This is a genomic window from Kitasatospora sp. NPDC028961, assembly GCF_055564815.1.
Window position 1 is genome coordinate 132,565 of the sequence record NZ_JBVHVO010000013.1, and the last position, 15,355, is coordinate 147,919.

The 15,355-nt window shown below is 74.5% G+C and carries 2 protein-coding genes (1 of these 2 cut by a window edge); both read left to right on the top strand.

Going from position 1 to position 15,355, the window contains the following annotated elements; translation table 11 throughout:
- Window positions 1-13,678 carry the final stretch of an EndoU domain-containing protein gene (locus ACZ4UX_RS22670; protein ID WP_465707965.1) on the top strand. It extends 17,207 nt beyond the left edge of the window, so the window shows 13,678 of its 30,885 coding nt (coding positions 17,208-30,885); its start codon lies beyond the left edge, outside the window; it ends in the stop codon at window positions 13,676-13,678.
- A 105-nt stretch (window positions 13,679-13,783) separates the two neighbouring features.
- A complete protein-coding gene (locus ACZ4UX_RS22675) occupies window positions 13,784-15,265 on the top strand; it encodes a hypothetical protein (protein WP_465707966.1) in 1,482 nt (493 codons plus the stop codon).
- Window positions 15,266-15,355: the final 90 nt, after the last annotated feature.

Here is a 15,355-nt window from a genome sequence, read left to right on the forward strand (position 1 = left end):
CCGGGTGGGTTCGCCGATGGCGGAGTTCGAGTCCCGCTGGCAGCGCTCGGCCGACACGGCCGAGCGCACCATGTACCCGCGGAGCTGGGAGTCCGAGCAGGTGCTCCGCCGGGTGGTCGCCGCGCACGCCAACGCCTTCAACCGGGTGCCGTTGCCGGACGGCCGGACCGTCCACTGGGTCGGAGAGTCCCACGGCGTCCGCATCGAGGGGCTGATCCGCGACGGCCGTCACCTGGCCCACCGGCCCACCGCCGACCAGCCGGCCGCTCCCCTCGACCGCTGGGACGACAACCACGTCGTCGGCCACGCCAAACCGGCCCCGCTGCAGGTCGGTGGCCGCCCGGTGGTGGCCCGGCGGGTGTTCTTCGACAGCGGTCAGCACGGCCTCGACGTGACCCTGCGCCTCCACCTCGAACCCACTGCCGGCATGACGCACGAGCAGGTCCAGCAGGCCCGGCAGCGCCTGGTCGACCTGGCCGACCGGCACGCCTTCGAGCGGGTCGACGCCGCGGCCCAGCGCCCGGACGGCCACCGGGACATGCTCGTCCGACTGCGACTGGAGTTCACCGACGACCCGGCCGACGCCTACGTCACCGTCCCGGTCGACCCCGCCCTCACGACCCCGCCGGCCGCCTTCCTCGGAGGCCTGGGGATCGTCGGCGGCCGGGACGCCTTCCTCGCGGAGGCCGGCCGGTTGGTTCGGGAGGCACCCCCGCTCACCACGGCGCTGGCCGAGGCCTTCCCGTTGCACGGCCCCACCGATCTGCGCGAGCCCGGCCCGTTGCGGCCCGGTGAGCAGCCGCCCGCGGTGGTGCCGCTGATCGGCGCCGCCGAGCTCCGGCCCCGTCTCACCGAAGCGCTGAACCAGGCGCTCGACCACCCGGGGTGGACCGCCGCGTCGGCCGGGCTGCCGCGTGAGTGGAACGCCGCCGACGCGGGGCACGTGGCCGTGCGGGTGCTGGAGCGGCTCGCCCCGCCGGCCGGGCACGGTCTGCCCGACGGGACGTACCGCGGCGAGCAGGCCGGTGTCAGGCTCGACGTCCGAGTGGAGAACGGCCTGATCGCCGACTTCAGGGGTGAGCCGGGTCAGACCTTCCCGCCCCAGCTCGACGTGCCCGTGGCGCGCCCCGGAGAGCAGGGTGGCTTCCCCTACCTGCCGCTGAGCGCGGCGGAGGCCGCCGCTGCGCGGCCCCGGCTGGTCACGGTCGCGGGGGACGGCCTCTGCCTGCTGCACGCGGTCGCGGCCACGGCCCCGAACACGGTGCACAACGCGCTCGCCGGGCGGGGCAGGACGGTCGCCGCCGACGCGACGCCCGAACTCCTCGCCGAGAGCCTGCGCGCCACCGTCGGCGACTACCTGGACCGTACGCCGGCCGCGGAGCTGCCGACCGGGATCGTGGCCGGATCGCGCCTGGCCCTCGTCGGGGTCACCCAGGTGCCCGACCACCTGGTGGCCCCGTACGCCGACTTCGTCGGGACCCAGCCGCGCGGCAGCGCCGCCCACTTCCAGGAGTTCCTCCAGTCGGACCAGGTCCGGGTGACGGCCGTGGAGGCCGCCGCCCTGCGCGAGACCGTCCGGCAGTGGGACACCCAGTGGGCCGGCGACACCGGCGAGATGCTCCCGCCCGCGCTGGCCCACGCCCTCCGCGTCCGCCTGCGCGTGCTGAACCACGACGGCTCCGAGCGCAACAGCTTCGGACCGCTGGACGGCACCCCGGTGACGGTGTACCACAACGGGGTCAACCACTACGACGGCAGCGACGCCAGCGCCCACGAGCTGTCCACCGGCCGGGCCGAGGAGACCCTCGGGCTCTTCGAGGTCGACGGGTACGGGCCCGGTTGGCAGGCGCTCGTGATCGGCGGCGAACCGCCGCTGATCGGTCCGGACCGGGGCCGGTCCGGACCGCCCTCGGTGGTCGAGCACAACGCGGTCCGCCGGGTGTACGACTGGACGCCCCTGCCGGGCGTCGACCAGGCCTCGCCGCTGACCCGGTTCCCGTCCCGCAACCAGCGGGACGCGAACGCGCCCGGCCACGCGTACTACCCCGAGAGCTGGGGCGCCTTCGACATCACCTCCCGCGTGCTGGAGGCGGCCGCGAACCCGCTCAGGCGGACGCCGTCCGCGGACGGCCGGAGCGTGCACTGGGTCGGCGAGGCGGGTGGTGTGCGGATCGAGGGCGTCAGCGCGCTCGACGGGACGGTGCGATACCACCGGCCGAGCGATCACCAGCCGCACAGCCGGTACGACTCCTGGGACGACTCGGGAGTGGTCGTGCGCGGTACCCGGACCGGCGCCCTGATCGGCGGCGACGCCGCCGGTGTCGGCGGCCACCCGGTCGGTGTGCAGCGGGTCCTGTTCAACAGCGGGCAGGAAGGCGTCGAACTCACCGTCACGGTGCGACTGGAGGGCGCCCAGGGCCTGTCGGACCGGGACCTCGCAACGGCCCGGCAGCAGCTGCGGAACCTCTTCGACCGGCGGGTCGGCCGCTCGGTGGAGGCCGGCCAGGAGCGGATCCGTCCGCTGGCCGACGACTTCATGGCGAGCCTGTGGGCGGACCTGCCCCAGCTGGAGGCCGACGGCCCGCTGCACCAGGTGCGGCTGAGGTTCACCGACCGGCCGTCCGAGGCCGCCGTGCCGGTGCGGATCGGCCCGGACGGGCCGCGGCTCGAAGGCCCGCTGGCCGCCGTCGTCGACACTCTGGACGTCCGGGGGCCCCGTGAGCTGACCCTGGACCTCGCACATTCCCTGGCCCTGTCCCCGCTGGACCGGGCCTCGGTCCTGCCGGCGCACCGGAGCGCGGCGGAGCAGCCGTCCGCCCCGGCCGGCGCACCCCGCCTCGTGACCGGGCACTCGGACGCCCCCGCGGACCGGTTCGATGTCACGGCGCCCGACGCGGGCCGCAACCTGCCGCAGGACTGGACGGACGGGGAACGCAGGTTCGCCGCGCACTGGATCACCCAGAACCGGCCCGGCCGGGCGGTGGGGGACGACGGCCTCCTGACGTCCGCGCCGGTGGTCCACCGGGGCGAGTTCGCCGGGGTCCGGCTCAACGTCCGCACCGAGAACGGTCTCATCACCGACTTCTGGGGCGAGGCACACCAGCGGTCCGGAGCGGCGACGGGCCGGCCGGAGCCGGCCGAGACGCGGGTCCTCGCGAGGGCGACGGTGCGCCCGCCGGAGAACGACCCGCTGCGCCTGGGCATGGACGCGCAGCACTTCCAGGCCTACCGGGCACGCCGGGTCGAACTGGCCGACGGCGACACCCGGACGGTGCTCTCCGTGGCGGTGCACCTGGACACCACCGGGCTGGACACCGCCGCCCCCGAGGTACGGCAGCGGTTGACGGAGCTCCGCCGGCGCGCGCTGGAGGGTGTCGACGACGCGTACAACCTCGGTCAGCGCCTGCCCAACGGCGACCAGTTGCGGGTCGAGCTCACGTTCAGCGACACCCGCGAGAACGCGGACCACACGGTGGTGGTCGCCGCTGGGGAGGTCCGGGCGCACATGGCGCTCTGGCACCTGGACCTGGAGTCGAACGTGGCCGCCCATGAGCTCGGTCACGTGCTCGGGCTCGCGGACGAATACCGGCCGTCCGGTCGGAAACGGCGCGAGACGGCCTACACCGACGGCTATCTGATGTCGGCCCAGGACCACGACCCCTCGGGCCGCTACCTGCTCGACGAGGCGAACTCCTTCGGCGGTCCCACCATCGTCGACAGCACGCAGGTGCTGGCCCCGCGCAACCTGCGCGCGATCGGCGCGGTGGTCGACCGGCTCCTGCGGCCGGTCGCCGACCCGCCCGGCGGGCCGCGTCCGGACGGTACCCAGCCCCCGGCGGGCTCGCAGGGCACCCCCGGTACCCAGCCCCCGGCGGCCCGGTTGCCGAGGCGCGCCCGGTTCACGGCCGGGACGATCGAGCACGCGCTCTACGGGCCGGACCGCGCCGGTGGCCATCTCGCCCCGCCGCCCGGTGCGACGGGGCCGCGCCCCGCACCGCTGCCGGGCGGGCGGCACCGGAACGGCACGTACACCGTCGAGGGCCCGGCCGAGTGGTGGCGGCCGGGCACCGCCGGCCTCGCCGGCGACGTCGACCTGCCGCCCCGGGCCACGGCGGTTCCGCCCCGCCCCGGGACGATGGACGACTCCGTCCTGCCGCCCCGCGCCAGGCCGACGCGGACCATGTTCCCCAGCCACTGGACGGCCGAGGAGGCGGTGTACGCGGCCGAGCAGGCGTACCTGCACGCGCGCCGCACCAACGCCGTCACCCTGCGCCCGGACGACTTCGGGCCGGCCGTGTACCACTGGACCGGCGAGTACGCCGGGGTGCGGATCGAAGGCGAGCTGAGGGGAGGTGACCGCCTCGGCGCGGTGACCGGCGAGAACTTCCTCTCGTTCCGGCCCGCCGCCGACCAGAGCGGCCTGGATGCTCCCGCCTACCTGCCGTGGCGCTCCGCGACCGCGCGCGAATTCGGTTACCGGGTCGAGGAGTTCGGTCGCTACGGCGACCGGCAGACGCTGACCGGCGCGCACCACTTCCCCACCGTCGGCTCCGGCCGTGAACGCGGTCTGGCGCAGGGCGACCGGCTGATGGAGAACCCCAACGGGACCTACCAGGCACACCTCTGGTTCCTGGACCCGCGGGTCGACCCGCGCTCACCGATGGCGGAGCTGCCGACCCGTTGGCAGCGGCGCCCCGACGGCCAGCCGCACACCTTCTACCCCGACGCGTGGACGCCCTCCGTCCTGCACGACCGGGTGCGAACCGCCTACGGGAACAGGTTCCACAGCGTGACCCGGGCGGACGGGACCACCCACTGGACGGGGCTCGCCGACGGTGTGCTGATCGAGGGCCTCGTCAGGGACGGGCAGCACCTGGTGCACCGCCCGGTCGCCGAGCAGCCCCTGGTGCCGTGGCACACGCAGTGGCCCGCCGAGGGCACGCCGCAGTCGAACGGCCGCATGGAGATGCAACTGCCCGACGGGGACCGAGTCCTCGCCGGGAACCACCCGCCGCTCCGGGGAGTGGTCGAGTGGGTGATGTTCGACACCGTGCAGTCGGGTGTCGAACTGACGGTCAAGGTGCACCTGGACTCCGACCCCAACACGCCCCCGCAGCAGAGAGAGGCCTACCAGGCGCTCGTGCAGCGGACCGTGGACGCCGGGGTGGGCGCCCTGGCACCGAACGGCACGCTGACCCGGCTGAGGATCGAGTTCACGGACACGCCGGACGGGGCGCACTCCTCCGTGCGGCTCCACCAGCAGGTCGAGCTCGCCACCCTCGTGCCCGAGCTGTTGAACCGCTCCGGCGGAGACCTCTCCGGGTACATCCGCCGGGCCGCCGGCGCCGACCTCCCGCCCGACCCGAACCCGCTGAGGGAGCCCGGCGTACCCGGCACCGGCGACCGCCCGGCGACGGTGAACCGGGCCCTGCTGCCGGCCGGGACGGTGGAGCTCGCGCCCGAGCTGTCGCCCGAGGCCGGACGCGGCCTCCCCCGTGAGTGGTCGCGGGAGGACCGGCACTACGTGGCGCGGCTCCTCACGACCACCACACCCGGCCGGCCCGCGGCGGAGGCCGTTCCCGGGGCGCAGGCCCCCGTCGTCCACCGCGGGACGCACCTCGGCGTGCGGGTGAACGTGCGGGTGGAGAACGGCGCCGTCACCGACTTCTGGGGTGACCCCGGGCAGTCACTCGGCCGCCCGATGTCCCGGACGGCGACGCCGCGGGAACTGGAGCCCTACCTGGTGGTCGGTTCCTTCGTGGACCTGGACGCCAACGGACTGCTCGCCGTGAGCGACCGGTCCTTCACGGCCCTGCGGTTCGAACTGCCGGACGGCGGGACCGAGACCGTGGCCAGCGTGCGCCTCCACCTCGACACCTCACTGCTGAGGCCGGACGACCCGAACACCGCCGGACAGCTGGAGCAGTTGCGCGGCCGGGCGGCGCACGGCGTCGAGGAGATCTACAACACCGGCCACCGGCTGCCCAACGGCGACCGGCTGCGGGTCGCGGTCGTCTTCACCGACACTCCGGCCCTGGCGAACCACAGCGTCGTCGTCCACCCCGGCGGCGCGCAGCTCGGCGTGCGCAGCTGGAACCTGTCCAGCAGCGCGCGCGAACTCGCCCACGAGATCGGCCGAGCCGTCTTCCACACCGAGGGGCCCGGGCCGCTCCCCGACGGCGGCGACCCGTCCGGAGTCCTGGCGGTCAGTCATGTCGCCAGTCTGGGAGCGGCGATCGACAGGTCCTACGGGTTCGCTGCCCGGACACCGGTCACCGGCACCGGCGCGGCCGGTCTGCCCCCGCGGGCCGGCTTCCACCAGGCCGAGCGCGCCGGCGTAGTGGACGGCAGCGGGGGACACCTGCGGCCGTCGCCCCTCATGTCGGAGGTCGCCGGTGGGCGGAGCCGCAACGGCACCTACCAGACCGTCGAGCCGGTAACGGTCTCTCCGCAAGACGTCACGATGATCGGCGATCTCGGTCTGCTGCCGCTCACCGAGATCCGGCGGACCATGTTCCCGGCCCACTGGACGGCCGAGCAGGCGGCGTACGCGGCCGACCAGGCGTACCTCCAGGCGCACCGCGCCGGTGTGGTCACGCCGGACCCGCTGAACCCCGGGCGACCCGGCCTGACCAGGTGGGACTGGATGGACGGGTACACCTGGGTGGGTGAGTACGGCGGCGTCCGGATCGAGGGCGAGGTGGTGAACGGCGCGCTCGGCGGCTTCCGTCCGTCCCTCGACCAGTCGGGGCTGGACGCGCCCGCGTACATGCCGTTGCCCGCGGCCACCCCCCAGGCCGCTGGAGCGGGCGACGTCGACATGACGGCCGCTCTGCCGCACCAGGACGCGGACGGGGACACCTCGATGGACGGGTTCCTCGACCTGGACGCCATGCTGGGCGGCGACGCCAACGGCGGGACCCAGTGGCTGCCCGGACCCAACGGGCCGGGCTGGCCGGGGGGCGGCGACGGAGCGGGCCACACCTTCCAGTTCGTCAACACCAAGCAGGGCGACCGGCGGACGACCGGACCGGACACCCAGTTGTTCGCACCGTCCGGCGACGGGACGGCCCCGCCCCGCCCCGTCGCCAGGGTCCGGACCAGTTCGTCGTCCGAGTCGTCCGAGTCGTCCGAGTCGTCGGGCGGCTCCGTGGGAACGGTGCCGCCCCCGCACACGCCCCCGCACACCGAGACGACCAGCTCCGGGGGAGCCGAGCGGGACGGACTCTCCGTCCTGCACGCGGTCATCGCCGGCGCCCCCGAGCTGTTCCGGGAACCGCTCGGCGACCAGGCGGCGGGCCCGTCCCACGGCCGGACCGCGGCCGAACTGCGGGATGTCGTCGACCGGCGCCTGCGCGACGATCCCGAACTGGCGCGTGAGGCCTACCGGATCTACGAGCGCTGGGCAACGCGGCTCGACCTGGAGCCCGGCCCGTGGAACGAGGTCCACGGGGAACTGCTCACCGCGGTGGAGCACTGGGCGGAGCGCGGCCGGAGCGATGCCGGCGACCTCCTCGCCTCCATCACCGCGCACGCGCTCGGGGTCCGCATCGAGGTGCTGGACCGGTGGCGCACGCCCGGCAGTACGGAGCGGATGATCGTTCTCGGCCCCGAGGACGGTCGCGTCGTGGTGGTCGAGCGCCACGGGCCCGGTGACTACACCCATGCCGATGCCCTGACGACCGGGCAGCGGCCCAGGTCCGACGCGGATTCCGATTCCGACGTCGATTCCGGGGCCGCGTCCCCGCGGCGGCGGGTCGAGCAGGGGCAGGACCAGGAGCGGCAGCGGGAGCGAGCCGACCGGCGTCAGAGCGAGGAGGCTGAGGAGGAGCCCCGGCGTCGGCAGGAGCGGGAGGCCGAGGAGCAGCAGCGGGCCGAGCGCGAGGCCCAGGAGGCCGCCCGGCGCCAGGCGGAGCAGGAGGCGGAGGCGGCCCGCCAGCAGGTCGAGCAGGTCGAGCAGGTCGAGCAGAGCCAGCAGGTCCAGCAACAACCGCATCCCGACCCGCAGACGCCCCGGCCACCGGTTCGGGTCGGCCGGGACGGCGTGCTGTCCGCCGCCCATATGGTCACCGGCCTGGGGCTGCGGGACGCCAACCTGGTCGAGGAGATCAGGGCCAGGATCGCCGAGGTCGCTCCAGGTGACGCGGTTGAGGTCGCACGGCTCGCGCGGACGCTCGCCGAGACCGTCTTCAGTGCGGCCGGTCTTCGGGCGGAGCTCACCTCGCTCTCCCGCGGCCACGTCATCCACGTGCCCATCGGCACGGACGCCCGCGACGGCACGATCGCCGTCCACGCGCGCGTCGCGGATCTCACCTTCGCGCGCCGCGACGAGAAGTTCGAGTACGAGAACGGTGCCGATCGCCAGTCGACCCTGACCACGGAGTCGGGTCGCCGTTGGCGAGCCGGTCTCGGCGTGCAGGCCCAGCAGGGCCTGTCCAAGTTCTTCCGGATCTTCGGCTCGGCCGGCCGCCAGTGGGACTGGGTCAACGGGGCCGGTCTGTCGCTCGGCGGGCGGACCTTCTCCCGGGCGAAGACCGCCGAGCCGACCGCCGTCTTCCACGGGACACTGCACCTGACGGTGGAGCACCGCCGGCCTTACGGCCCGGCGGCCCGGGCGTCGGAGCTGAAGGCCGCCAGGCCGCTGGAGATCCCGCTGGAGGTCGCCATCCCGCTGCGGGAGACGCTGGACGGGAACGGCGCACCGCTCGCGCCCGCGGCGGCGGGGACGCTGCTACCGCCCGAGGCGGTCCGCAGGAGCCTGCGCCTCGGGGGCTCCCACGTCCTTCTGGACGTCTACTCCGTCGAGCAGGAGCCCGTCCTGCCGCGCTCCAGGGCGGAGCAACAGGGCGACCACATCGAGATGCAGCCGGTCCGCACCACCGCGCCGCGGGTGACGGCGGAGGACGACGGCGCGGGTGTGGGGAGCGGTGGGTCGACCGCCGTCCACCCGGCGCCGGTCGGATCGGGCACGACTTCGACCACCGGGATCGCGCCGAACGACGGGGGACCGCCCCTGCGGCGGGGCCGCTTGCTGGAGGGCGTCCTCGACGGGCTGTCGGTCGAGGACAAGGCGAAGCTGGGCGCCGACAACCTCCGGACGCTGTCCGACCGGCTGGTGGCCGAGGTGGACTTCACCCGGCTCCACCAGGAGCTGAAGAGCATGATGTCCGGCGAGCCGCTGGTCGTCCGGATTCCCGGTACCGACCTCTGGGCCGAGGTGACCGCCACCGTGAAGGAGATGCGGCACGTCTCCACCACGGGGACCACCGAGTTCAACGTCGGCACCGGTGCCCAGCTGACCAGCGTCCGGCAGAAGGTCAAGGGCGGGCTCTGGCACGCTCAGGGCGGTGGTGGCGGAGGCAACGACCTCGCCGGCATGTCACTGGTCGGGGGCGGTCGGCGCGGGGCCGACGTCATACAGATCTCGGGCCACACGCTGGAGACCGGGCTGACCACCAAGACCAAGGAGGCCGGCGTCGTCTTCGACGGGCTCAGCGACCTCAAGGTGGCGGTCAGGAAGGGAGGAAAGCCCTTCCTGGATCCGGTCACGCAGTCGGTCGGGTTCCGGACCGTCATCCCGCAGAGCGAGATCGGGGCCCCGGCGGCGGATGCGACGACCGGTGGAGGGCACGGCGCGGGGCACTTCCGGGCAGCGGCCGGGCAGCAGCCCGACCTGGGCCCGGCTGAGCAGACCGTGGTTCCGGACCAGGTGCTGCGCCACCCGCCGGTGTCGGTCTGGTCGGCCGAGGGCGGGGGGCTCGACTCGACGACCGTCGTCCGCGACGTCGTCTCGGTCGAGGCGCTGCGCAGGGACCTGGAGGAGAAGGGGGCTGTCTTCTTCGGAGACGTGTGGCCGGAGATCCGGGCCGAGGTGATGCAGCTGGTCAGCCAGCCGATGGTGGCCTCGCGGCTCACGTCGATGACCCGGGGGGAGGAATTCGGCCTGGCCACCTTCAACCGGTCCAAGATGTCCGCCGCGTTGGCGGCCCTGGTGAAGCGGGGCATCGGCGTCACCGTCACCGCCGAACTGCGGGACATGACGTACCTGCGGGGGAGCAACGCGGCCGAACTCACCCGGCAGAACGAGAGCAGCAGCTTCAGCTCGGAGCGCCGGGTGGCCTCCCGACACGGACTCGGCCAGGGACAGTCGAACGTCGGCCCCTCGAACCAGGGGACGGGCTACGTCAGTGCGGGCGGCCAGGAGCGGCTGCGGACGGGTGTCCGCGGGTCCGCCTCGGACAAGGTCTACGGCAACGGCAAGTTCGCGCTCCCGCAGGACATCTTCGATGCCGGCGTGCACCTGCGGGTGACCTTGACCCGGGGGACCACGGCGGTCGTGGCCGAGGCGCCGGTCCGCGCCGAAGTGAGTCTCGACCGCAGCGGGGTCGGCGAGTACAGCGTGCCGGCGGGCGAGGTGCCGCTGGGTGCCGCCTTCACCCGGGAGCGGCCGGGGAACGCTGCGCCGGCGACCACGCCGGTCGACGCGAACGTGCCCTATGCCGAGATGAGCGCCTCGGACGTGACGCACCGGCTGGAAGGAGCGGCCGCCGTCAAGGACGCCGTGGTGGCGAGCCTGGAGCGGAGCTTCGGCAAGCTGCCGGCGGACGTCGCGCGGATCCTCGGGGAGCGGCTCGGCTCCGGCGCCCTGCAGGCCAACCTCTCCCAGCTCAGCCGGGGCGGGGACGTCACGGTGAAGGTCGCCGGCAGGCTCTGGGAGGCCGAGGTCACCGTGTCGGGCCGTCTGGCGGGCCAGGCCAGTCACATCGACACGCTCGGCAGCTTCGAGTCCGAGGCCGGTACCCAGAACAAGATCGGCCACGGCATCTCCCACGACCAGCGCGACCGGTCCCTGCTCGGGATCGGCGGAACCGGCAGGGCGACCCCGCCGGACCTCACGGCCCCGCTGGACAACAGCGGGGGGTACGTGCGCCGGGACGACGTGTCGACGGGCTTCTCCCTCGACAGCGCCGGCAGTACCACCAGCAGGGGGAAGGCGACCGAGCAGGCCGACCTCCTCACCACGGCGGCGACGCTGGACGTGCGGATCACCAGCCGTCGGGTGAACATCCCGGGCGTCTCCGACAACGAGGTTCGACTGCCTTCGATCGGGGTCACGGCAACCGTCATCCGGCCGGTGCACGTTCAGCCCTCGGCGACGGGTGAGGCGTTCGCGACACCGGTCAGGGTGCCGCAGCGCATCGAGAACTCCTACGTGCTGGGCTCCGCCGACTACGTCAGCAACGTCTTCGACCCGCATCGCAGGGAGCCCGGTGGGAACACCAGGAGCTTCGGCGAGTCCGTCCTCGGCCGCGCGGCGGAGGGCGAGACGCTCTTCGACGGCAAGACGGCCGCCGAGTGGCTGAACGGACGCGGCCGCTCCGGTCTCCGGGGCAAGCTGTTGGACGTGCTGACTCCGAACGGCGTCCACGAGCAGCTCAAGGCCATGATGGCGGGCCGCCGGGTGGTGATCGGCGACGGGGGCGTCACCATCCGGATCGGGGCTTCCCTGGACAGTCTGAGGAACACCGGTGCGATCAAGGTGACCGAGTTCAACACGGGCGCGCAGGTGGAGCACACCTATGCCGCCGCGGACGGGGTGACCGGCGGAGGCGGCGGCACCGGCCACACCGTCGCGGGCGGGGTCGCCGGCCGCGCCGGCACCTGGTACCTCGGCGGCTCGCTCAGCGGGGCGACCGGTGCCGAGCACCAGGAGCAGCGGACCAGCCGCTCGGGTGCGGGGAACGCGACGAAGGCCAAGGTCCCCGGCAGTGTCTTCACCGGCGAGGCGACCCTGCACTTCATCGTCGAGCGCAGGTCCCTGACAGGCGGGACGACCTACGGCTACTTCACCCGGAAGGTCGGCGTCGAGACCGTCATGGACCGGGCGGAGACGCGGGCGGCCGTTCCGGTCGTGCCGGCCGAGGGAGCGGCCACGACCCCCGGGGGACCGGGCGCCGTGCCGCCGCGGCCGGCCGAGCCCGATCCGAACGGGTTCGCGGCGAAGGGGCCGGGGGAGCGGACCCGGATCCCCCGGACGCCCGAGAACCTCGGCACTGGCGAGGGCGTCGTCCGCAAGCCACCGGCCCGCGTCTGGTCGAGCGGCCTGGCGGACTCCGACGTGGTCCGCCTGTTGGGTGGTGCGGACGGTCTCCAGGGCGTGATCGCCGCCGGGAAGTCCTACTTCGGCCCGGACGGCTGGAACCGGATCAAGGACACCGTCGAGCGGATCGTCGATCCGGTCGGTCTCGCCGGGCACCTCAACACCGCGGTCCACCAGCAGGCCGAGCCGGCGGCGAACACCGCCGAGGGCGCGGCGAACACCGCCGGAGGGGGCGGGCAGAACCCGCCGAGGCCGGACGCCGGGCTCGCCACCTATGCGATCGGCCCGGTCGCCCTCGCCGGCGGTGCCGGCGTGGAGGTGCGGCTGACCATCAAGGAACTGGAGTACCAGCGCACCGACAGCGGGGCCGAGATGAGCCCGTCGGCCGGTACCGCGGGCGGTGCGAGCAACACCGCGCAGCGCTCGCTGCAGGCGGGCGGCCGGTTGACGGCCGGCCCCACCTGGGGCCGGGGCGGCGACTTCGCCGGCCGGTTCACCGGGAACGCGGATCTGGCCTACCAGAGCAGGCACGACCTCTCGACCGCGTCCGGCGGCCAGGTGCTCGCCAACGCCAAGGTGCCGACCAGCATGGCCCGGTACACCGGACACGTCGAGGTGGAGGTGACGTTCGTCGACGGGGCCAAGGAGCCCCACACGCAGAAGGCCGTTGTTCCGATCATGGTCGACATCCCCGAGCGGGAGACCACCGGGACGGTACTTTCTGGCGACGGCTACCTCGTGTTCCACGACGGTGCGCCGGACGGCGAAGTCCGGGCAGGCGAGGCCGATCCCCGCCTGCTGCAGCGCATCGCCGAGGCGGCCGGATGGGACACGACGGTGCCGGCGCAGCACGAGAACCTGCTCCGCACGGCCCGCGTCGGCCGGGCGCTCTACGGTGACGCCTTCATGGCGGGCGGCTCGGAACGAGAGGTCCAGGCCGGAGCCCGGCCCTCCGAGGAACAGATCCGCTCCCGGACCCGGGGCATGGCCCGGCTCGTCGAGCTGGCCGACGGCACCGAGCAGCACGCCGTGCTCGACACCGTCCGGTCGCTGATGCGCGGCGACGCCGTGGACGACGCGGGGCGCGACGCCGGCCGGGCGGCGGTCCGCGCGATCGGCGCCGCGCAGGACGGTCCGCCCCTGACCGTCGAGCGGTTGGACACCCTGCTGTCCCAGCCGGTCGCGGAGCACACCCTCGTGCCGGAACCGGCGCCGGCGGCCGACCCGAACACGATCGCGGTCACCGAGACCGTCCTGCGGGCGGACGGCACCAGCCGGCTGACCCAGCGGATCAGGACGCTGATCGGCACCCTCGGCGAGGCGGACCCCCGGCTCGTGCTGGAGGTCACCGCCGAGCCCGGCTCGCGCCCCACCACGGAGTGGGTGAGCAGGACCAGGGCGGAGCTGGAGCGGATGCTCCGACACGAGCTGCGGTCCGTTCCCAGGGAGGTGGAGGTGGTCGTGAGGCTCGTCAGTACCACCGCGACCGGCGCCGAGTGGGGCTTCCGGGTGTCGCCGCCCCCGCCCAGGAACGACACGGAGGAGAGCATCTTCTCGGCGCTGATGGGCGACCGGTGAACCGTCGGACCCGGCCGGGCCGTAGGTACGGAGTGGAAGCGTCCGTGGCCCTGTCGGCCGGGCGGTTCCGCCGACAGGGACTGCATGCGGAGCCGAGGAGCTGCGGTGGGCACGAGCACGGGTGGAAACGGGGCTCAGGGCGGGACGGCGAGCATTCAGCTGCCGTCGGTGGCCTGGGAGATGGAGGAGGAGTCGGGGACGGCCGGTGCGGCGCCCGCTCCGCCGGCCTCGGCACCGGCTGCCGCCGTGCCGCCGGCCGCCGTGCTGCCCGCGGCTCCGCCGCCGGTCGTTCCGCAGTACGGGCAGGTCGCCGTCGGCCCGGTCGCGGCCGCGGCGCCCCCGGTGCCGCCGGCCCCCGTCGAGCCCGGACCGGTGGCCGCGCCGGGGCCCGACCCGGGGCCGGGGCCGGGGCCGACGACCCTCTCGCCGGCCGCGCGCCCGGACCGCTTCGGCCGGGCCCGGCTGAAGCGGCCGGTGCTGGTCGCCGCCGCCACCGCCGGCGTGGTGCTGATGGGTCTGCCGTTCCTGATCACCGACGGAAGTCGGACCGGCAAGGACGGGACGGGCGACAACGTCGGCCTGAGCCAGGCGGACCTGCCCCTCCCCGAGGGGCCGGAGTTCGGCGATCCCGCGCCGAGCGAGGCACCGACCGATCCGAACGCCTCCGGCGCCCCGACCGCGCCCGCCGATCCCACCCTCCTCCCGGACCCGGCCACGGGCGCCCCGACCACGCCCGGCACGCCGGGGACCTCCGAGGGCGCGCCCGGCCCGACCCCGGGCAACGGGGCGGCGCCGAACACCGGTGGGGCCCCGGCTCCGAGTACCAACCTGCTCTCCAAGCCTTCCAACGGGGCAGCCCCGGGCGCCAAGCCGCCGGCGACCGGTGGTTCCACCGGCACCGGCGGTACGGGTGGCGCCGGCGGTACCGGTGGCGGCGGCAGCACGGGGGGCGGCGCCCCGCAGCAGCCGGCGCCCCAGCAGCCCGCCCCGCAGCAGCCGGCGCCCCAGCAGCCCGTCCCGCAGCAGCCCGTGCCCCAGCCGACCTCCCCGCCGAAGGCCGCCGCGCCCACCTTCAGCGCCGTGGCCGGCACCGGGTGCAGCAGTTCCGGCGCCAGTTACGCCCAGTACGGCCAGTGGACCGAGGGCAGCACCGGCTGGACGGTCAACTCGGCGGGGGGCTACTCCGGTTCGGGCTGCAACGGCAAGTACGACTCGGTGCCGATGACCGGCTCGACGAGCCAGGACAAGGGCAACTCGGTGGTGTGGACCTTCTCCACGGCCCCGGTCACCAGCGGCAGCTGCCGGATCTCCGTCTACGTTCCGAACAGCAGCGACCGCAAGCTCGTCGGTGGCAAGCCCACCTACTACACCGTGCAGAACAGCTCGACGCCGGGCAGCGGCGTCATCGGCTCCTTTCCCATCGACCAGACCGCGAACCGGGGCTCCTGGTTCAGCGCCGGCACCTACACGGTGAGCGGCGGCCGGATCGCGGTGATGATGCACGACCGGGGCATCGACTGGGGCGGCGGTGGCGCCGACAAGGCCCATCACGCTGCCGCCGCCGTCCGCGCCGACTGCACCGGCTGACGGGCGTCCGGGGCATCGCCGGACCAGGCGGAGCCGCGGCCGGACCGGTCCGGGGCATCGTCGGTTCGGACGGCCCGGACGGCCCGGACG